This is a genomic window from Arthrobacter sp. CDRTa11 (assembly GCF_026427775.1).
Classification (GTDB): Bacteria; Actinomycetota; Actinomycetes; order Actinomycetales; family Micrococcaceae; genus Arthrobacter.
In genome coordinates, this window is sequence record NZ_CP044532.1 from 3,926,071 (window position 1) to 3,945,034 (window position 18,964).

Below are 18,964 nucleotides of genomic sequence, written 5' to 3' on the forward strand. Positions count from 1 at the left end.
CGTCAGGCGCGGGAGAACTCGTCCTCGCTGGCGGCCGGGCCGTTGACAGCTTCCTTCGCCTCGATGAAGCGCTCGTTGAGGCGTGAGTGGCGCTGGCCGTAGGAGAAGTAGATGATGATGCCGATGACCAGCCAGATGGCGAAGAAAATCCAGGTTTCCACGGCCAGGTTTGTCATCAGGTAAAGGCACAGCAGGGCCGAAACCACTGGCAGGACCTTGCCGAACGGCACGCGGAAGGAGGGCTTGAGGTCCGGGCGCTTCTTCCGCAGCACCAGGATGCCCAGGCTCACCATGACAAACGCCGACAATGTGCCGATGTTGATCATTTCTTCCAGCAGGTCCACGTTGGTCAGGCCGGCGACGAGTGCGACGGCGGCGCCGCAGATCACCTGGAGGCGCACCGGCGTCGAACGCTTTTCACTGGTCTTGGACAGTGAGCGCGGCAGCAGGCCGTCGCGGCTCATGGCCAGGACCACTCGGGACAGGCCCATCAGAAGGACCATAATCACGGTGGTCAGGCCCACCAGGGATCCGAAGGCGATGACCTTGGCGGCGGAGGTATCACCCACCGCTTCAAAGGCGGTGGTGAGCGTGGGGCTCTCGGCCTCGGCCAGCTCCGTGTAGGACACCATGCCGGTCAGGGCCAGGGACACCAGGATATAAAGCAGGGTCACGACGGCGAGGCCACCGAAAATGCCGCGCGGCAGGGTCTTCTGGGGGTTCTTGACTTCCTCGGCCGAGGTGGCCACCACGTCGAAACCGATAAAGGCGAAGAATACCAAGGCTGCACCGGCGAAGATGCCCAGGGTTCCGTACTGGGCAGGTGCGGCGCCGGTGAGGAAGCCGAAGAACGACTGCTTGAGCACGTCGGCGGCACCGCTCCCGGCCGTTGGTTCTGCAGCGGGGATGAAGGGGGTGTAGTTTTCGAACTTCACGTAGGTGAAGCCCACCACGATCACAAAGAGGACCACGGCGATCTTGATGAGTGTGAAGATGTTGCCAACGCGGGCAGAAAGCTTGGTGCCCAGGACCAGGAGCACGGTGAACACGGCCACGATCAGGAACGCGCCCCAGTAGAGGTCAACGCCGCCAAGGGAGAGGGCCGGCGGAACATCTGCGCCCATCAGGGCGAACACCTTGCTGAGGTAGATGCCCCAGTACTTGGCAATCACGGCGGCGGCGGTGAAAAGCTCCAGGATCAGGTTCCAGCCGATGATCCACGCCAGCAGCTCACCCATGGTGGCGTACGTGAAGACGTATGCCGAACCTGCAACGGGGATGGCGGTGGCGAATTCGGCGTAGCACATGATGGCCAGCGCGCACGTGACGGCGGCGATGGCGAAGGACAATGTCACCGCGGGGCCGGAGAAGTTGGCGGCAGCCTTGGCACCTACGGAAAAGATGCCGGCGCCGACAGCAACGGCAACGCCCATAATCATGAGGTCCCAGGTGCTGAGCGAGCGCTTGAGCTTGCGTCCGGGTTCATCGGCGTCGGCCATTGACTGCTCGATTGATTTGGTCCGGAGAAGGTTCATAGGGGATCACAATCCTGGTTTATGAAGGAAACAGACCTATCCACGATAATGTCCACCTGCTGGACGGTTCCAACTGTCCCGTATGGTGAGACGCCCCTAACGCCGAAGTTAATTGCGGAAAACACCTTGAGGCCCTCCTTTTGGAGGGCCTCAAGGCTAAAGCATCGAACTGCCTAGGCAGGCCAGTCCATCAGGGTGGACCGGATCAGGAAGCGTTTGCCTTCCGGTGATTCCACCGAGAATCCGCTGCCCCGGCCCGGAACCACATCCACTGTCAGATGGGTGTGGCTCCAGTAGCCGAACTGTTCCCGCGACATCCAGAACTCCAGCGGCTGTCCTTGCCCGGGGCCGCCCGGCGGGTCGGACGTGACGCCACCGCCGGTCCCGGCTCCAGACAAGTCGAACAGACCCAGCAGGACGTCGGAGTCGCCGGTGATGAACTCGCCGGCCGGGTAACACATGGGCGAGGAGCCGTCGCAGCATCCGCCTGACTGGTGGAACATCAGAGGCCCGTGCTGAATCCACAGTTTCCTCAGCAACTCCACGGCCACGGCGGTGAGCGCCACCCGGGAGAAGTCCTCCCCGGGCAGCGTCACTGCGGCGTCAAGCCTCTCCCTGGGCATCAGAACCTCAGAACCACGCGGCCGTCGATCTTGGCGTGCTTCATTTCGTCCAGGACCGCATTGACTTCGGAGAGCTCCCGGACGGAAACCGTGGGGTGGATCTTGCCCTGGGCATAGAATTCCAAAGCCTCCTCCAGGTCCTGCCGTGTCCCCACGATGGAACCGCGGACCGTCAGGCCCTTGAGCACGATCTCGAAGATGGGCGCCGGAAAGTCGCCCGGCGGCAGCCCATTGAACACAATCGTCCCGCCGCGCCGGGCCATGCCGATCGCCTGTCCGAAAGCTGACGGGTGCACTGCAGTGACCAGGACTCCATGGCAACCTCCGGTTTCGCGCTGGATGACTTCGACGGGATCCTCGTGCAGGGCATTGACGGTAAGCTCCGCTCCGTGGGCCTTCGCCAGGGCCAGCTTGTCGTCGGCGATGTCCACTGCCGCAACGCGCAGGCCCATGGCCACGGCATACTGGACCGCAATGTGCCCCAATCCGCCGATGCCGGAGATGGTGACCCACTGCCCCGGCCTGGTTTCCGTCATCTTCAGGCCCTTGTAAACCGTGACGCCGGCACAGAGCACGGGTGCCACTTCCACGGGGTCCGAGCCGGCAGGGATCCTGGCCGCAAAACGGGTATCGACCAGCATGTACTCGCCGAAGGAGCCGTCCACGCTGTAGCCCGCATTTTTCTGCGCCTCACAGAGCGTCTCCCAGCCCGTACGGCAGTACTGGCAGTCCCCGCAGGCGGACCAGAGCCAGGCGTTACCCACAAGGTCCCCCACAGCCAGGTCTGTAACGCCTGCTCCGAGGGCAACTACTTCGCCCACTCCTTCATGGCCCGGAACGAACGGCGGGGAGGGCTTGACGGGCCAGTCTCCCTCGGCCGCGTGCAGGTCAGTGTGGCAGACACCTGTGGTGAGCACCTTGACCAGTGCTTCCCCTGGCCCCGGGGTGGGGATTGGGAGGTCAAGAATCTGCAGGTCCTTGCCGAATTCGGTTACTACTGCTGCGTGCATTGTCGTCGTCATTGGCGATCCTTGCGTTGTTTTTGGATGGGTCTCGTTGAAAACTGTCGAACGTCAGCTGGCCTAGAAGAAACCCAGCTTGTTTTCGTTGTAGCTGACCAGCAGGTTCTTGGTCTGCTGGTAGTGGTCCAGCATCATGGAGTGGTTCTCACGCCCGATGCCTGAGGACTTGTAGCCGCCAAACGCGGCGCCGGCCGGGTAGGCGTGGTAGTTGTTGACCCAGACGCGGCCGGCCTGGATTTCACGCCCGGCGCGGTAGGCCACGTTGCCGTTGCGGGACCAGACCCCGGCGCCGAGGCCGTAGAGGGTGTCGTTGGCGATGCCCATGGCGTCGTTGTAGTCGCTGAACTTCGCCACGGAGACAACGGGCCCGAAGATTTCCTCCTGGAAGATCCGCATCTTGTTGTGGCCTTCGAACACAGTGGGCTGGACGTAGAAGCCGCCGGCGAGGTCCCCGGGCAGTTCGGCGCGGCCGCCGCCGGTCAGCAGCTTGGCGCCTTCCTGCTTGCCGATATCGATGTAGGAGAGGATCTTTTCCAGCTGGTCGTTCGAGGCCTGGGCACCCACCTGGGTTTCGGTGTCCAGCGGGTTCCCCTGGATCATCTTCTCCACCCGGGCAACAGCGTCCGCCATAAAGGACTCGTAAATGTCCTCCTGGACCAGGGCGCGGGACGGGCAGGTGCAGACCTCGCCCTGGTTGAAGGCAAACAGCGCGAAGCCCTCCTGGGCCTTGTCGTAGAACGCGTCGTTGGACTCGGCCACGTCGTTGAAGAAGATGTTGGGGCTCTTGCCGCCAAGCTCCAGGGTGACCGGAATCAGGTTCTGGCTGGCGTACTGGCTGATCAGCCGCCCGGTGGTGGTCTCGCCGGTGAAGGCGATCTTGCGGATCCGGGGGCTGGACGCCAGCGGTTTGCCGGCCTCCACACCAAAGCCGTTCACGACGTTCAGGACACCGGCCGGAAGAAGGTCGCCGATGAGCTCCATCAGGACCAGAATGGACGACGGCGTCTGCTCGGCCGGCTTGAGGACCACGGCGTTGCCCGCCGCGAGGGCCGGGGCGAGCTTCCAGACGGCCATCAGGATGGGGAAGTTCCAGGGGATAATTTGGCCAACGACGCCGAGGGGCTCGTGGTAGTGGTAGGCCGTTGTGTCCTCGTCCAGCTGGGACAGCCGGCCTTCCTGGGCGCGGACGGCCGAGGCGAAGTAGCGGAAGTGGTCAGCCGCAAGCGGGATGTCCGCGTTCAGGGTCTCGCGGATGGGCTTGCCGTTGTCCCAGGATTCGGCCACAGCCAGCATCTCGAGGTTCTCATCGATCCGATCGGCAATCTTGTTCAGGATGGCGGCGCGCTCTGCCACCGATGTCTTTCCCCAGGACGGCGCGATCTTGTGGGCGGCATCCAGGGCCAGCTCGATGTCCTCTGCCGTACCGCGGGCCACCTCGCAAAAGGCCTTGCCCGTGACAGGGGTGATGTTCTCGAAGTACTGGCCCTTGACCGGGGCAACCCATTCGCCGCCGATCCAGTTCTCGTACCGGTCCTTGAAAGTGACCTTTGAGCCCTCGGTACCGGGCTGTGCATAAACAGTCATTGCTAGCTCCTTTGCTCCGCATGAAGGTGGCGGCCTGATGGCGGCGTTCACCGTTGCCTTCAGCGTAGGAGCGGGAGGGTTGCAGCCAGGTTGCACTATTGTGAGCCAGCTAACAGCAAAGGTTGCGCGACCGGCTGAAGCTGGAGGTTAGGCGCTGAGTTCGGCTTCCAGCCGCTCGAGATCGGCGACGACGGCTGCCCGCTTCGGCGAGCGCGGCGCCAGCAGTTTGAGGGCGGCAATCCGCACGCCGACGTCGTCTCTTGCTTCAGGAAGCTCCGCATACTTGAGCAGGGTCTCGGCACTGCCGTCCGTCAGGACAGCCTCGCGCATCAGCGAGGAAACCCTGTCCCGGAGGACTGCGACACCCGGCGCCTCAGACTTCGGCAGCACCGCTCCCCGGTAAATTTCCAGGGCGATGCGGTGCGCTCCGCGTTGCAGGCAGCTCAGCACCTGGCCGGAGTCGGGCACCAGGTCCATGGTGAGCTTGTACGGGCGCGACCCGGGAACAGCGGCAGGGTTGAGCTGTTGGAGGATTTTTCGCAGCCGGACCATTTCCGCGCGGAGAGTCATGGTGGAGGCATCACCCGGGTAGAGCAGGACACAGAGCTCCTCCGCGCTCAGTCCGTCGGGATGGGCGCTCAGCAGGGCCAGGATCTCACTGTGCCGGGCGGAGAGCGCCACCGTTTTCCCTTCGATGCTCAGCAGCGCCTGGTCACGGCCCAGGAGCTGCAGGCTGTTCCGGTAAAGGCTGCCCTCCTTCACGGCCCCTGCGGCACTGCCGGTGTTCCGCCGTCGGACGGGCCGGTCCGCAACGGATGCCGCCAACTGAAGCCGCTCAATGCGCAACTGTGCCTGCGCGGCGGCCACGGTGGCTTCAACGAGGGACAGGGTGTGCGGCGCCACCGCCGTGGCACCGCCGGTGATATCCACAACGCCCAGCAGGGCACCGGAATCAGGATCATGGAACGGTACGGCCGTACAGCTCCAGGGATGGACTGAACGCTGGTAGTGCTCGGCCCCGGAAATCTGGATCCCCCGGCCCAGGGCCAGGGCCGTACCGGGGGCGCTGGTACCCACCGTGGCTTCGGACCAGTCGGCGCCGGGAACGAACATCATGCCTTCAGCACGGCTCAGCAAGGCGGCATCGCCTTCCACCCACAACAGGCGCCCGACGTCGTCACCCACGGCTACCAGCAGGCCGGCGTCATGGCTGGGCTGAACCAGGAGCTTGTGGATCACCGGCATGATGCTGGCCAGCGGGTGCTGGCTGCGATATTCCTCCAGCTCGTCCGTGTCCATGACCAGCGGGGCCTCGGGGTTATCGGGGTTGGCCCTGAAGCCGGCGGAGCGTTGCCAGGATTCCCGGATAAGTTGACGCAGGCCAGGGACTTCACCTGTCTCGGGGAGAACGAGTCCCTGGGCGCCGATGTGTTCGTGCGCTGCCGAGGCATGCTTGTGCAGCAGTTCCAGTGCATCCTTGCCGAGCGCTCGCATAGTGCGGCAAGTCTAGTCCCGCCCGGGGGCTTTGCCTGCACTGATTTTCTAAGGAAGCTTGCTGCCAGGCTCAAAATTGGCGCACCAGCACCGCAGTTTCCACCAAGGACTCGCGCTGAAACCCCGGGATTGGCCGTACGGAGGGAAAACCTGCAGCTAACGTTAGTCCCAGCCGCTTTAGCTGCGGCCGCAATGAGACTAAGGAAGAGCCATCCGTTTCCCCATGCGTCCCCCCGCTATCCTGGCCGCACTGCTGATGTCCTCGGCCGTGATGATGGCCACCGGGCTCCCAGCCCTGGCCGTTTCACCTGCCCCGGACCCGGCGCCGCCATCGGCCGAAGCCAGCTCAGAAGTTGGTTCCCAAGCTGGTGCCGATGACCCTGAAGCTGGTTCCGAAGCTGCTGCCAGCGGCCAGTACCTGGTCACGTATGCTCCAGGAACTGATGTTGCGGCAGAGGCGAAATCCCTGCGGGCCCGGAGCATCGGCGTCGAACGGACGTTTTCCCATGCCTTGCGCGGCGCCGTGGTGAAGGCCAATCCGGCGCAAGCGGCGGCGCTGGCCCGCTCTCCCCGGGTTTTGTCAGTAGAGGCAGACACCCCGGTTTCCATCGACGAGGTCCAGCAGCCGGCAACGTGGGGCCTGGACAGGATTGACCAGCGCACCCTCCCGCTGTCCAACTCCTACAGCTACAGCTCCGCGGGAAGCGGGGTGGCTGTGTACGTGGTGGATACCGGTGTCCAGGCGGCCCATGCGGACTTTGGCGGCCGGGTCGCTGCGGGCTGGACTGCCCTCAACGACGGACTGAACTCCGGTGACTGCAACGGGCACGGCACGCACGTCGCCGGCACTGCCGCAGGCAACACCTACGGTGTGGCCAAGGCCGCCACCATCATCCCGGTGCGCGCCCTCTACTGCGACGGTTCCGGCCTCTCGTCGGACATCATCGCGGGACTTGACTGGGTTGCTGCACACCACCAGCCCGGATGGCCCGCAGTAGTCAACCTCAGCATCGGCGGCTTTTCCAACTACACGATGGACGCTGCCGTCATGGGCGTCATCAATGACGGAATCACCGTTGTCACCGCCGCTGGCAACACCGCCACTAACGCCTGCGAGCGCTCCCCGGCCCGCGTGCCGGCGGCGCTGACCATTGCCGCGACCGACATGTCAGACCGGCAGGCATCGTTCTCCAACTACGGCAACTGCGTGGACCTCTACGCCCCGGGCGTCAGCATTATCTCCGCGGGACATACTTCCACGACCGCAATCAAATCCCTGTCGGGTACCTCAATGTCAGTCCCGCACGCTGCAGGTGCGGCCGCCGTGCTGCTCGCGGCCAACCCTGGGCTTAGCCCGGCAGAGGTCAATGCAAAAATCATCGACAACGCCACCACAGGGGTGGTGGTGTCCGCCACCCCGGGCACACCCAACCGCCTGCTGTACGTGAACCCTGCCACGGGGAACGCGGACTCAGAACCCAGCCCTGCCCCCACCCCAGACCTGACACGGGCGGCACTCCACAGCGCCGCGGACACCGTAGCGGCCGGTCCTGACGGTGTCCTTTGGAACTACCCGGCCAATGGAAACGGCGGGTTTCGGCCACGGGAGGCAATCGGTGCCGGCTGGCAGGGCCTGGACACCGGCTTCGTCACTGACTGGAACCGGGACGGTGTGTTCGACCTGGTGGCCCAGTGGGCGGACGGTCGCCTGACCTACTACCCAGGGCTCCAAACCGGCGGCTTCAGTTCTCCCAAAACCATCGGCAGCGGCTGGGGCGGCTACGAGGTCACCATCGGCCACTGGAGCAGCACGAACCCTTACCCCGGCATCGTCGCCTACGACCCCGCCGGCGCGTTGTGGCACTACCCCAACAACGCCTCCGGCACCCTCACCGGCCGCAGCATGATCGGTTCCGGGTGGGGCGGCCTCTACATCACCATGGCCGACTTTGACCGGGACGCCAAGCAGGACCTGCTCTCAAAACGAAGCGACGGGTCCCTGATCCTCTACCGGGGCAGCCTGCAGCTGGGAGATCCGCTCCTCATAGGCACCGGCTGGAACGTCATCGACACCATCACCGAGGTGGAAGGCTACCAGGGCCAGGGAAGCTACGGGCTGACCGCCCGGATGACCGACGGCCGACTGGCCTACTACCCCATCAACAACGGGAGCTGGGGCCCGCCCACCATCGTTGGGTCCGGCTGGAACGGCTTCTCGATCTTCCGCTAGGCCCCCGGCCAGGCCCCAAGCGAACGCCAGGGGCTGAGCCGCGCGCTACGCCCGGGAAATTTTGATCATTTCCTCGCGCGGTACCACCTTGATGCGTTCACGCACCACGTCGTCGGCCTCTTCCTGCCCGGTCCACTCCGCGCCGAGTGCTGCCTCGTGGGCGTCCAGTTTGATCCAGCCTTCCCACGTGGTGTACTCAATGCCGCGCTCCTCCAAGAGCCGGATGATGGCCTGCGGGTCCGGGTTTTGGGCAGGAGGCAGGCCAGGACGGTCCTCCAGCAGCATCCCGATGGTCTCGAGTGCGTCGCCCTTGGTGTGGCCAATCAGGCCTACCGGACCGCGCTTGATCCAGCCCGTAGCGTAGATGCCCGGGACAGGCTTGCCGTCGGCGTCCAGGACCCGGCCGCCCTCGTTGGGGACCACTCCGCGTTTGGCATCGTATTCCAGCTCATCCAGGGGCGAGCCGTGGTAGCCGATGGCGCGGTAGACAGCCTGCACGGGGTAGTCAACAATCTCGCCGGTGCCCTTGACGTTGCCGGTGCCGTCAAGCTGCATCCGCTCAAACTTGATTCCGGCCACCTTGCCGGAGCCGGACCCGTTGCCGGGGTTGTGGTCTTCGTAGATTTCGACAGGGCTGTGCAGGAAGTGCAGGTGCAGCCGCCGCGACGACGGCTGGTCCGATTCCGCATGTTCTTCCACCAGCCAGTTGGTCAGCGTGTTCACCATGGTCTTGATCTGGTTGTTGCTGCGGATGGCTTCGTCGGAGGCTTCGTCGAATTCGAAGTCCTCCGGGTACAGCACAATGTCCACGTCCCTCATGTGGCTCAGTTCGCGCAGTTCCAGTGGGGTGAACTTCACCTGGGCCGGGCCACGGCGGCCGAACACGTGCACGTCCGTCACCGGGGAGTTCTTCAGGCCCTGGTAGACGTTGTCGGGGATTTCCGTGGTGAGCAGTTCGTCCGCATGCTTGACCAGCATCCGGGCCACGTCCAGGGCAACGTTGCCGTTGCCGATGACGGCAATTTCCTTGGCGTCCAGCGGCCAGTCCCGCGGGACGTCCGGGTGCCCGTCGTACCACGAGACGAAGTCCGCCCCGCCAAAGGAGCCGTCCAGGTCCACGCCGGGAATGTTCAGGTCCGCGTCCTTGATGGCGCCGGTGGAAAAGATCACGGCGTCATAGAAGGCGCGGAAGTCGTGCAGGGTCAGGTCGCGGCCATAGGTCACGTTCCCCAGGAACCGGATGTCGCCGCGGTCCAGGACCTTGTGCAGGGCGTTCACGATGCCCTTGATGCGGGGGTGGTCCGGGGCCACGCCGTAACGGATCAGGCCGTACGGCGCGGGGTAGGCCTCGAAAAGGTCAATGCTGACCTCCACGTCACCGCCCTTGACCTCGTTGGACTTGGTGAGGATATCCGCGGCGTAGACACCCGCCGGTCCCGCGCCCACGATGGCAACGCGGAGTGGACGTTTGGTGGTGGTTTCGCCTGGGTTGGACACCGGAAGCCCTTCTGGAACGAGGAGTGAGTGCTGAAAACCCAGCACACAGTGTTCCATTCTAATTGTCTGAGGGGACGGACGGGGTGAGGCGTGACGCAGGCCTTAGCCGCTTTTTCGCAGCGGAACAACGTCCCCTTCGCGGTACAGCAGCGCCCGGAGCTCAGCCTCGGCCGAGTCCAGGCGTTTCGGATCAATGGTGGCGCCGTTGGCAAAATGATCCAGCAGCCTCGGATCCACGTAGCTCTTGCGGGCGATCGACGGCGTGTTCCCCAGGACAGCTGCGGCCTCCTGCATGGCCAGGCTGATGGCGCTTTTCCGCGCGGCCACGGTTTTCTGCGGGCCAGTCCGGGCCAGGCTGACGGCGGCCGCCACTGTGCCGCGCAGGGTCCGAAAATCCTTCGCCGTGAAGTCCGAGCCTGTCCGCTCCTTGACGTAGGCGTTGATGTCAGCGCTGGTGACCGGCTTCCATCGCCGGCCGTCCTTGTAGGCCAGGAGCCGGGCGTTGCCTCCACGGCGTTTGAGCACACGCACCAGCGGGGCGAGATCGGCGTCGCGGATCACTGATTCCCAGTCCTTTCCGCTCTTGGCCGGAAAACTCAGGAACAGGTAGTCCTTCCGCACCTGGACGTGCGCGCACAGCAGGGTGGCCAGCCCGCGGCTGCCGTTCTCGTTGGTGTAGCGTTCGGAGCCAACCCGCAGGGACGCGTTGTCGAGCATCCTGAAAGCCGCGGCCAGCACACGCTCCCGGGAGAGGCCTTCGCTGCGCAGGTCCAGGGTGACCAGCCGGCGGGCGCTGGGCAGCGACTCGGCCAGCTGGAGGGCACGGTCGAACTTCAGGCGGTCCTTCCGCTCGCGCCATTCGGGGTGGTAGATGTACTGGCGCCGGCCCACGGCGTCAACGCCCGTCGCCTGGATGTGCCCGTTTTCGAAGGGCGCAATCCAGACGTCCGTCCAGGCCGGCGGAATCCCGAGGCCTTCCAGCCGCTCCCGGACGGGCCCCGGAGGCAAGGTTGAGCCGTCAAGGTCGCGGTAGCTGAAACCCTTGCCGACGCGCACCCGGCGGTAGCCGCGGCCGGTGGCGTTGCTGCGGCGGAGCCTCATAGCGTGTGGTTCTGCGGGGTGGTCCCAGTCATAAAGGAAGCCTACTGACTATTTTGCCGGGATTTGCACCACGTCCCCCAAAAAATGGCTGCCGAACCGCAAGCGCAGCCACAACCCGATGCCGGAGTGGAATATATGTCCTGCGACTGGTGTTAATGGGAGCGTGCCTACTCCCCATGGATCAGCTTCTTCCCCCGCGGCCAGCGCACCCGTCCAAAATCCAGGAACTGGCCCGGGAAAGCCTGCCACATCCGTAACACCCGGCCTCAAGGCGGTGGACAAGGAGACGACGGCGGGAGTCCTGTACGGCATCGCCGCTTATGGAGCATGGGGGCTGCTCCCGCTGTACTTCCTTGCGCTGATGCCCGCCAACGCCGTCGAGATCGTGGCCAACCGCGTCGTGTGGTCGTTGCTGTTCTGTGTGCTCCTGATTACCGCTACGCGCTCCTGGGCGGCGCTCAGGGGAGCCTTCAGGGACCGGTCCGTCTTCGGCACGCTTGCCATCGCGGCCGCGCTCATTGCGGTGAACTGGCTGACCTATACCTACGGGGTGACCACGGGGCAGGCGGTTGAAGCCTCCCTGGGATACTTCATCAACCCTTTGGTGTCCGTCCTGCTCGGTGTGTTCGTCCTTAAGGAAAAGCTGCGCCCGCTCCAGTGGGCCGCCGTCGGGATCGGTTTTGTGGCGGTTGTGGTGCTGACCGTGTCCTACGGCAAGCTCCCCTGGATCGCGCTCACGCTGGCCGTGAGCTTTGGCCTCTATGGCTTTGTGAAGAAGCGGGTAGGTCCCCGCGTGGATGCGGTGACGAGCCTCAGCATTGAGACCATGGTCCTCGCTCCGCTCGCGGCCGCCACCATGGTTTTCCTGGCCGTCAGCGGCTCGGCCACTCTGACCAGCGAGGGCACCGGGCACTTCTGGCTCCTGGTTGCCTCCGGTGTTATTACCGCCGTACCGCTGCTGTTCTTTGGTGCGTCGGCCCGCCGGCTGCCCATGACCACCATCGGGCTGCTTCAGTACTTCGCCCCGGTCCTCCAGTTCGTCGTCGCCGTCGCGGTGTTCCAGGAAGCCATGACGGTGGACCGGTGGATCGGTTTTGGCGTGGTGTGGCTCGCGCTGCTGGTCCTCACGGTGGACATGCTGGGCGCAGCGCGGAAGAACTCAGTGGCCAGGAAACTGGCACACGCATAGGGCGGTTCTGCGGATGTTTGGTGGGCGTTTGGTTGGCGGCTGCCTTTAGCTACTCCTGGATTGCATCCAGCTTGGCCGACCAAAACCCGGGGAGGGTGTCGTACGGATTCGGTTCCGCGTCGTCGGTCACGTAAATCTGGTCCACGCCGAGCTGCCGGGCGCGGTCCACTATGTCAGCGAGCCTGTCCTGGGGAGCACCGATGACGATGTGCCACAGTTCGCCGCGCGTCTCCGTGCTGAGCCAGTCCGGGGGGTCGCGGCCGTTGAAGTAGGCGTCCACCGGATCCTCGAACGTGACAATGGCATCGGCAAACTCAAAGTAGCCAGGGTCAGGGGGCAAGCCTGGGTTAAGCACCACGATGCCCCCGGCGTCGTGCACGGTCGCGGCGTAGTCGGCATAGGTGTCCATATCTGCCGCACGCGTCGTCACTTCGTCAAGGAAAACGTTGTCAACGTCGTACCAGTCCCGCCAATGCTCGATGTCCTCGGTCACCACGTCCGGATCCCTGTCGCCGTAGCCGGTCTCCACGTAGCCAAGCACCCTGATGTCCACGTCGCGTAATGACCCGATCAGCCGGACATACGCTTCGGACTTCTCGGACCCGGGTCCGTTCCTCGGGTTAACGATGACCTCCCGGACCCGGGGAGCCGCGTCGATCACCGCTTGCCAGTAAGCCGAGTTGGGCGGAGCGACGTAGCCGGGGACCGCAATGTAGAGCTCCCCGGCCTCCACTGGCGGGGGGTCCGGAAAAGGGTCGTTGATCCCGCATCCGGCGGCCAGGCAAAGCAGGGCGGACGCCAGGGCGGCAGCAGCCGTGCGCCTGAGACGAAGCCCCGCAGCTGTCACCGCCGGCTCGCCAACACTCCCGGCGGCCTGATCAGGACGTTGTCCGCAGAGCTGTAGACGGGGTCGGTGAGGTGGAAGGAATCGATACTGTAGCGCTGCAACACTGCCAACACCTGTTCCGCAAGCGTGCCGGCATACTGCAGGTCCCTGCTGGTGGCCGTCTCGCAGAGGGTGATCCCCAGCCTCGCTTTGTACGCCGCCATCTTTGCCAGCTTCGGCCGGTATATGGCCGGTGCCAGGAACCGGCCGTCCGAGAGCACGTCATTCTCACCGAGGTAGCTGTCGCCAGGGCCCATTGTTGCGGAGCGGGCCAGGACGTCGTCGGGATCCCAGGCGTTCGCCAGCACATGCAGCCCCAGGGAGTGCACGTACTGCACCACCGCGTCGAACCGGGCGCGGGTCACCCCGTAGTCCGCGCCGGCACAGTCCAGGAGCATTCCACGGGCACCAAGCCCGCGCCAGGCATCGATGCGCTCGCGCAGATCGGCCAGGGAGTGGTGGGGTTCGCCGTCGCTGACGCCCAGTGTGACGTAGCCGTACGGTGCTCCGCCGCGGGCAGCCACTCCCGCCATGATGGGCGCTGCCAGGGGATCGCCTTCCTGGGTGGCGGTGTCGTCACCAAAAACCACCACACCGTAGCCATCGAAGGCGGCGACAGCCCGTGCCACGTCACCGCGGGCACCGTTGACATAGCTAGGCCAGCCGTAATAGATCGCGAACGGACGGATGGCCGCTGCCTGCTCCGGATGGCCCGTGGTGCCTGGTCCAGGCGTCGGGACTGCGGAATTCCGCACACCGAACTTCCAGGCCCTCATTTTGATGCCAGCTTATAGTCGTCGCCGCCGGCGTAGTCGAAGGCCCCCAGCCGGACGGGCTCGCGGCCCGCCTCCGTGATCTCCAACGTGCCGCTGCCCTTGGCGGCGTACGGGGGCAGTTCAACGGTGGCGCTGCCTCCATCGCTGGCGACGGCCGCTCCCAGGACAACGCCGTCGTTGTTGACGAGTTTCACGTCGGCACCCGCGGGTACACCGGTCAGTTGCAGGTGGTCATCCTCCACCACCCAGAAGTCCTGGAAGGAGGAGTAAAAGGGTGTCTGTACGGCCTGTACCTCGAGGTACGGCTGGTACGGGGCCTGGATGTTCATCTGGAGCTGATCGGAATGGAACACCTGTTCGTTGCCGAACCATAGTGTCAGCGTGCGCCGGCCGTCCGTTCGGAGGGTGACGTCCCGGGTGTCAGGCTCTTCCGGCGCCGGCTCGGTGCCCCAGTAGTAGATGAATGCCGCGTTCCTCAGGTGCCCTTCCATGTACCCCACCCTCCAGGACGTCATCCCGGCTGTACTGTCAGCCGACACCACGATGAAGTTAATCAGCCCGGTGACCTTGGTGGAGGCCGTCTGGACGGCGAAGACGGCCTGGCCGACCTCCGCGGGCGACTGAACCTGTCCTGGCTGTTTCGACATCCGCACGTGGAAGATGCTGGTCTCCGGATAGGCGTCATGGGTCACCGCAAAGTAGCCGCTGTGGGCCTCGGTCTCCGGGGGCGGGTCCACTCCTACTTGAAGGCCGCTGTCGGTGGCGCGTACGAATGCGAGGGCAGGGTCGGTGTCCCCATTGAACTCGTACCTGTCCTGCACCTCCCGGGCGGGGATGGCCTTGGTGAAGGGATCGTGGATGAGGGTGCCGTCTGCTGTCCGCAGCAACTGCCACTGGCCGGACGCTGCGATGGGTGCAGGGCCCTCCTGCATTGTCCTCGCGACAGTGATAGCTCCGCCTGTCAGCGCAAGGGCTGCGGCAACGGCAAGAATGGTCTTGGAGAACTTCATCAGAACGCCCTGAAATAGCTAAGGTCGAATTGACGGAACATGCGGAAGGCGGCCACCGTAGTGGCGACGGCGAACACCGCGGCGCCGGTCACCAGCCCGGTGATGGAGCCAAACAAGGGTTCGTACTGATAGGAGAGTGCCATTCCGGTGGCCAGCGATACCGCCGCCGCAAGCCACACGACAACTGCCGGCAGCGTGGCCCTGCCCAGACTGAACAGCTGACCGGCGTTGAAGGCCCCAATGCCCAACAACAGGTAACCAACCAGGGAGCCGGTGTACACGCCGCTGGCAAGCTGAAGGTGAACGGTGAGCAGGCTCGCCGTGGAGAGCCATTCAGCAGCAGCAAACAGCAGGGCACCACTCACCAGCCCAACAAGGAGGGTAATCACCAGGTGCCGGCGGTAAAACTTCAGCAGCACGCGATTGATTTCCGCGCTCCCGGAGACCAGATGCCCCCTCATCTCGCGACGAACAGTGGCGGGCAGAAGGTACCCGGCAGCAATCGCGTAGGTGAGGGTCGGAATAAGGACGAGAAGGCCCGTTCCTACACCGACCTGGTAGAGCCCGTTGTAGTGGAACGTCCCCATCCATAAACCTCCTGCGACCAGCTGGTCGACCACGAGGAGCACAAAGAAGCCTGTCCCATAGGCCCAGTAGGCACGGACGGAACGCGCCACGGGGCCAAACCGCGGTGGAAGGACGTGCCGGTTGTCCGTTGACGGGGCTTCGATACCGGCCGGCGGTGCGGCCAGCCGTCGCACAACCCGGATGTCAAACAGCACGGCCACAAGCACCGAGGTCCACAAGGCGGCGAACTGAACATATTGGGCCGTGTAGAGGTTGATGTAGTCCCCTGAGGTGATCCACAAACCACCGAGCACGGCAATCAGGCCGCCGGCAGAGGCTGCGATCACCACCTCAAGCAAGGCTTTGGCCAGATACAACGGCGAGAACGCCAGCAGCAGGATGCCAATCGAGATTCCGAAGAGCAGGAACGACCGGTTCGCGGCAGGTGTGTAGGCCTGCACCACGTACTCCAGGATCAGGTAGCTGCCACCCATGACCAGCAGCAGGACCGCCAACCCACCGCCTAACGTCCAACGCAACGCCCAGCGCAGCAGGGGTTCGCTGTGCTGCAGGGAATAGAACAGCCCCCTCCGCGCAAATGCCTGCATAAATCCGCCGGTCAGTATCAGCGCAGCGAACAAGGCCAGGCTAACGGTGGTGGAAAACATCTGCGGCGTGATCGTGGACCAAAAGGACACCCGGCCTATGACCAGCGCAAGCACAGCGACAATCCACGGCGCCGAGTAGAGCAGCGACTTGGCGAGCAGTCCCAGGCTCATCCGGTCGGGCCCGGGCGACGGCTCGGGGGGCTGGTCAACTGTTCCCACCGGGGGCTCATCCGCCGGCCCGCCGAAGAGAGGCAGAAGTGACGTCACTTTCTCCGCGAGCTCAAAGACATTTCGGCAGCCCAGCTCACGCGCCCGCTGGTCGCCATAGCCCAGGGTCGCCAGTATCACGGCCACTTCGAAGGCGTCTTGTGCCTGGCGGGTGCGGCCCGCAACGGACCGTGCCTCGGTGTGCAGGTCCGGGCCCAGCTCCTCCAGGTCCATGGTGAAGTCGGCGAGGACGGAGTCCTCAGGCAACATAGTCACTGACAACTCCTTCATAGAGCGCGCGGTAGGCCTCGAGGAAGCGCTCCTGGGAGAACAGGCTGACGGCGCGCTCGCGGAACTCCCTGCCGATGGCCTCACGTTCTTCATGGGTCTGCCGGAAGAGCGCCACCAGTGCGTCCGCCAGCGCCTGCGGATTCTGCGGCTCAACGAGCAATTCTGGCCGGTTCAATGCCTCAGGAACGCCGCCGACCGCCGTCGCGACGACCGGACGGCCAGTGGCCATGGCCTCAACAACGGTGTAGGGAAAGCCCTCGGACACCGAGCAGAGCACCACGACGTCGGACTCCTGATAGGCCCGGACCGGGTCCTTCGTCGACCCCTCGAACACGACATTGTCCTCAAGCCGCATGGTTGCCACTGCCAACCTGCAACGCTCCGCATAGCGGCGGTCATCGTCAGGGCCGTGGATGCGCAGGAGAATGTCAGGAACCTCCCGGCGGACCATATTGAGCGCAGTAATGAGCCCCAGCACGTCCTTGAGCGGTTCGATGCGTCCGACGTAGGCGATGGTGGGCCTGTCCAGCTGAACTGCCCTCGGGGCAAATTCATCCGGGTTGACGCCGTTATAAACCACCTGCATGCGGGCGGGTTCAGCACCCAGCTGGTACTCCCAACTGGTGTTGTACTCGCACACCGGCAGGACGATGTCGGCGTGCGCGTAGGCGCAACGCGCTATGGCCCGGTACAGATTGCCGAGCAGCACCTTCCGCAGGAGGGGGGTGTCGTTCCGGACCAGATGGAGAACACGTTCACGGACGTAAACCCCGTGCTCGGTGAGGAGCAGCGGGACGCCCTTGTGCAGTTTGGCGGCGAGAGCAGGCAGCGCGCAGAGGGCTGCACCGCTGGAATGCGCCACATCAACGTCGGGGAGGGGAACCGCCAGGGGCGTCAGGTAACGGTACAGGGAGCGCGCGAAGTCGATGGCGTCGGCCATCGAGATCCCTCGGAGTTGTTCATGCTCACTGAGCCTGGTGCGCACCAGCCGCCAGCATCTGGGGTCACGCAAGCCCTCATGCAGATCGTTGGTCTCGCAGTACTCCGCAATGTCGGCGATGGCAGCACCGAGTTCCCGCGGTTCGCGAGTTTCCAGCAGGTTCCGGACAACCTCCTCGTAGGCCGGCAGCAGCAGCTCCACAAAGGCCCGCTCCGGTGACCTTACTTTCCTGGGCCCCCATCGGATTCGCGTCGGCCGCCGGACGTACTCGTCCACCTTCTCCGTTCCCCACAGTGGAATGGGCACCACCCGTGTGTTGGCCGGGACGCTGAAGGCGGGAGCGACATCAGGGCTGCCGATGACCGCACCCACCACGAACTCGTGCTCGGGCAGGCCATTGACCAACTCATGAGCCCAGGTTGACACGCCGCCCTGGAAGTAGGGATACGTGCCTTCCGTCGTCAGCAGGATCCTCATGATGCCGTCTGGGCGCTCTCGACTTTAACGTGGGTCTGGTCCGCGACGTGCCGGGCCGCCTCGATGCACCGGGCAGCCTGGTCCAGCTCCTGCAGCTGGAGGAAGCATTTGGCCGCCGAGATCAATGCCTGGTGGGCCGCACCCGGACTGAGCTCGTCGCGCTCCGCCGCATGGTTGTAGGCTGCCGCGGCCCGGTAGAGCAAGTCCTCGCACTGCTCCGCCAGGCCCTGCAGCCGGGCCTGTTCGGCGGCCGTGCGGAACGCGATGGCGGCCCGTCCATGGCTGCCCTGCAGGGTCCGTGCCTCCGCCTCGCGGACGAAGCAGGCCATGGCCCTCTCGTGGGTACCCGACCGGGCCGCGGCACGGCCCTCTTCCCACATATCCGCGTCAGGGCTGATCCCGGGAATTTCGGGGCTGACAGCAGGACCGCTCTGCTCATCGATGAGACCGGGAAGCGCAGCAGCGGAGCCATTGCCCTTGCCGAACAGGCCCCTGCCGGGGTGCCGGGGTTTCTCCACCGTCGTCGGCCTCAAAGCGGCAGCGTGGGCCGTCCGGCCATCGGTTCCCGTTGACAGCTGAGTCATTTGATTTCCCCTGTCTGGAGCAACATATTTCATGGGCATGGGGGCGTCGCATCCGCTCCAGCGTCGCCAAGCCGCCGCCGGCGTTGTCCGCTGCGATCTGCCACCTCCAGGAGCACACTGTGAGGATGTCGACTGGCGCTGCGGCTGGCTTCCTTGCCGGTCCATCGTCGAGGGGTTTCACTTAGGGTCTCCTGCGAGCGGGGCTTCCAAAAGAATGCAGTTTCTGACGGTTCCCAGATCTCCAAAGTACGTGTTGACTCCCAGAAGAAGCACGAGTATGGGGTACTCTAAAAGCATTTTTGGGCTACTTGGGTCATTGGGACTGTCGCCGCAGTAGGGGGTT

Annotated in this window: 15 protein-coding genes; 2 read left to right on the forward strand and 13 right to left on the reverse strand. The window is 64.6% G+C overall.

Annotated features, from left to right (window positions below; all coding sequences use genetic code 11):
- Nucleotides 1–2: 2 nt before the first annotated feature.
- The 5 genes from F8G81_RS17820 to F8G81_RS17840 form a co-directional block, all read right to left on the reverse strand.
- On the reverse strand, nucleotides 3–1,535 hold the full coding sequence (locus tag F8G81_RS17820; protein WP_267275979.1) for an amino acid permease: 1,533 nt from the start codon (nucleotides 1,533–1,535) through the stop codon (nucleotides 3–5).
- Nucleotides 1,536–1,708: 173 nt separating this feature from the next.
- Nucleotides 1,709–2,158: a DUF779 domain-containing protein gene (locus tag F8G81_RS17825; RefSeq protein WP_267275980.1), complete on the reverse strand. Its 450-nt coding sequence runs from the start codon at nucleotides 2,156–2,158 to the stop codon at nucleotides 1,709–1,711.
- The gene (gene adhP, locus F8G81_RS17830) at nucleotides 2,158–3,180 is read right to left on the reverse strand and encodes an alcohol dehydrogenase AdhP (RefSeq protein WP_267275981.1); all 1,023 of its coding nucleotides are present in this window, start codon (nucleotides 3,178–3,180) and stop codon (nucleotides 2,158–2,160) included. The genes F8G81_RS17825 and adhP overlap by 1 nt, the downstream gene beginning before the upstream one ends.
- 60 nt (nucleotides 3,181–3,240) lie before the next feature.
- Nucleotides 3,241–4,764, reverse strand: a complete 1,524-nt coding sequence (locus tag F8G81_RS17835; protein ID WP_267275982.1) for an aldehyde dehydrogenase family protein — start codon at nucleotides 4,762–4,764, stop codon at nucleotides 3,241–3,243.
- Nucleotides 4,765–4,911: 147 nt separating this feature from the next.
- Complete coding sequence (locus F8G81_RS17840; RefSeq protein ID WP_267275983.1) at nucleotides 4,912–6,258, reverse strand: helix-turn-helix domain-containing protein; 1,347 nt, start codon at nucleotides 6,256–6,258, stop codon at nucleotides 4,912–4,914.
- Between the two features lie 223 nt (nucleotides 6,259–6,481).
- On the opposite strand from F8G81_RS17840, the gene F8G81_RS17845 reads away from it, so the two are divergent.
- Nucleotides 6,482–8,488 carry a S8 family serine peptidase gene (locus tag F8G81_RS17845; protein WP_267275984.1) on the forward strand — a complete coding sequence of 669 codons (2,007 nt, stop codon included), beginning with the start codon at nucleotides 6,482–6,484 and terminating at the stop codon, nucleotides 8,486–8,488.
- Between the two features lie 45 nt (nucleotides 8,489–8,533).
- Here the strand turns inward: F8G81_RS17845 and F8G81_RS17850 are convergent, their stop codons facing one another.
- Together F8G81_RS17850 and F8G81_RS17855 are read right to left on the reverse strand one after the other, a co-directional pair.
- Entirely contained in the window at nucleotides 8,534–9,985 is a 1,452-nt protein-coding gene (locus tag F8G81_RS17850; protein ID WP_267275985.1) for an FAD-dependent oxidoreductase, read from the reverse strand.
- Nucleotides 9,986–10,087: 102 nt separating this feature from the next.
- Nucleotides 10,088–11,086 (reverse strand): DNA topoisomerase IB, encoded by a 999-nt coding sequence (locus F8G81_RS17855; RefSeq protein ID WP_267275986.1) that lies wholly within the window; start codon nucleotides 11,084–11,086, stop codon nucleotides 10,088–10,090.
- A gap of 118 nt (nucleotides 11,087–11,204) precedes the next feature.
- On the opposite strand from F8G81_RS17855, the gene rarD reads away from it, so the two are divergent.
- On the forward strand, nucleotides 11,205–12,275 hold the full coding sequence (rarD, locus tag F8G81_RS17860; protein WP_267275987.1) for an EamA family transporter RarD: 1,071 nt from the start codon (nucleotides 11,205–11,207) through the stop codon (nucleotides 12,273–12,275).
- Nucleotides 12,276–12,324: 49 nt separating this feature from the next.
- Here the strand turns inward: rarD and F8G81_RS17865 are convergent, their stop codons facing one another.
- The 6 genes from F8G81_RS17865 to F8G81_RS17890 are packed head-to-tail and all read right to left on the reverse strand — an operon-like array spanning nucleotide 12,325 to nucleotide 18,621.
- Nucleotides 12,325–13,122, reverse strand: coding sequence for a spherulation-specific family 4 protein (locus F8G81_RS17865; protein ID WP_267275988.1), 798 nt, complete (start codon nucleotides 13,120–13,122; stop codon nucleotides 12,325–12,327).
- Nucleotides 13,119–13,937 (reverse strand): hypothetical protein, encoded by an 819-nt coding sequence (locus F8G81_RS17870; RefSeq protein ID WP_267275989.1) that lies wholly within the window; start codon nucleotides 13,935–13,937, stop codon nucleotides 13,119–13,121. The genes F8G81_RS17865 and F8G81_RS17870 overlap by 4 nt, the downstream gene beginning before the upstream one ends.
- Nucleotides 13,934–14,947, reverse strand: a complete 1,014-nt coding sequence (locus tag F8G81_RS17875; RefSeq protein ID WP_267275990.1) for a hypothetical protein — start codon at nucleotides 14,945–14,947, stop codon at nucleotides 13,934–13,936. Before F8G81_RS17875 ends, F8G81_RS17870 begins: the two co-directional genes overlap by 4 nt.
- The gene (locus F8G81_RS17880; protein WP_267275991.1) at nucleotides 14,947–16,605 is read right to left on the reverse strand and encodes a hypothetical protein; all 1,659 of its coding nucleotides are present in this window, start codon (nucleotides 16,603–16,605) and stop codon (nucleotides 14,947–14,949) included. Before F8G81_RS17880 ends, F8G81_RS17875 begins: the two co-directional genes overlap by 1 nt.
- Entirely contained in the window at nucleotides 16,589–18,037 is a 1,449-nt protein-coding gene (gene pelF, locus F8G81_RS17885) for a GT4 family glycosyltransferase PelF (RefSeq protein ID WP_267275992.1), read from the reverse strand. The genes F8G81_RS17880 and pelF overlap by 17 nt, the downstream gene beginning before the upstream one ends.
- Nucleotides 18,034–18,621, reverse strand: a complete 588-nt coding sequence (locus F8G81_RS17890; protein ID WP_267275993.1) for a hypothetical protein — start codon at nucleotides 18,619–18,621, stop codon at nucleotides 18,034–18,036. Before F8G81_RS17890 ends, pelF begins: the two co-directional genes overlap by 4 nt.
- Between the last annotated feature and the right edge of the window lie 343 nt (nucleotides 18,622–18,964).

Coding starts and splice junctions, on each gene's coding strand:
- F8G81_RS17820 (WP_267275979.1), bottom strand. CDS start 1,535: ATGAACCTTCTCCGGACCAAATCAATCGAGCAGTCAATGGCCGACGCC.
- F8G81_RS17825 (WP_267275980.1), bottom strand. CDS start 2,158: ATGCCCAGGGAGAGGCTTGACGCCGCAGTGACGCTGCCCGGGGAGGAC.
- adhP (WP_267275981.1), bottom strand. CDS start 3,180: ATGACGACGACAATGCACGCAGCAGTAGTAACCGAATTCGGCAAGGAC.
- F8G81_RS17835 (WP_267275982.1), bottom strand. CDS start 4,764: ATGACTGTTTATGCACAGCCCGGTACCGAGGGCTCAAAGGTCACTTTC.
- F8G81_RS17840 (WP_267275983.1), bottom strand. CDS start 6,258: ATGCGAGCGCTCGGCAAGGATGCACTGGAACTGCTGCACAAGCATGCC.
- F8G81_RS17845 (WP_267275984.1), top strand. CDS start 6,482: ATGCGTCCCCCCGCTATCCTGGCCGCACTGCTGATGTCCTCGGCCGTG.
- F8G81_RS17855 (WP_267275986.1), bottom strand. CDS start 11,086: ATGAGGCTCCGCCGCAGCAACGCCACCGGCCGCGGCTACCGCCGGGTG.
- rarD (WP_267275987.1), top strand. CDS start 11,205: ATGCCGGAGTGGAATATATGTCCTGCGACTGGTGTTAATGGGAGCGTG.
- F8G81_RS17870 (WP_267275989.1), bottom strand. CDS start 13,937: ATGAGGGCCTGGAAGTTCGGTGTGCGGAATTCCGCAGTCCCGACGCCT.
- F8G81_RS17875 (WP_267275990.1), bottom strand. CDS start 14,947: ATGAAGTTCTCCAAGACCATTCTTGCCGTTGCCGCAGCCCTTGCGCTG.
- pelF (WP_267275992.1), bottom strand. CDS start 18,037: ATGAGGATCCTGCTGACGACGGAAGGCACGTATCCCTACTTCCAGGGC.
- F8G81_RS17890 (WP_267275993.1), bottom strand. CDS start 18,621: ATGACTCAGCTGTCAACGGGAACCGATGGCCGGACGGCCCACGCTGCC.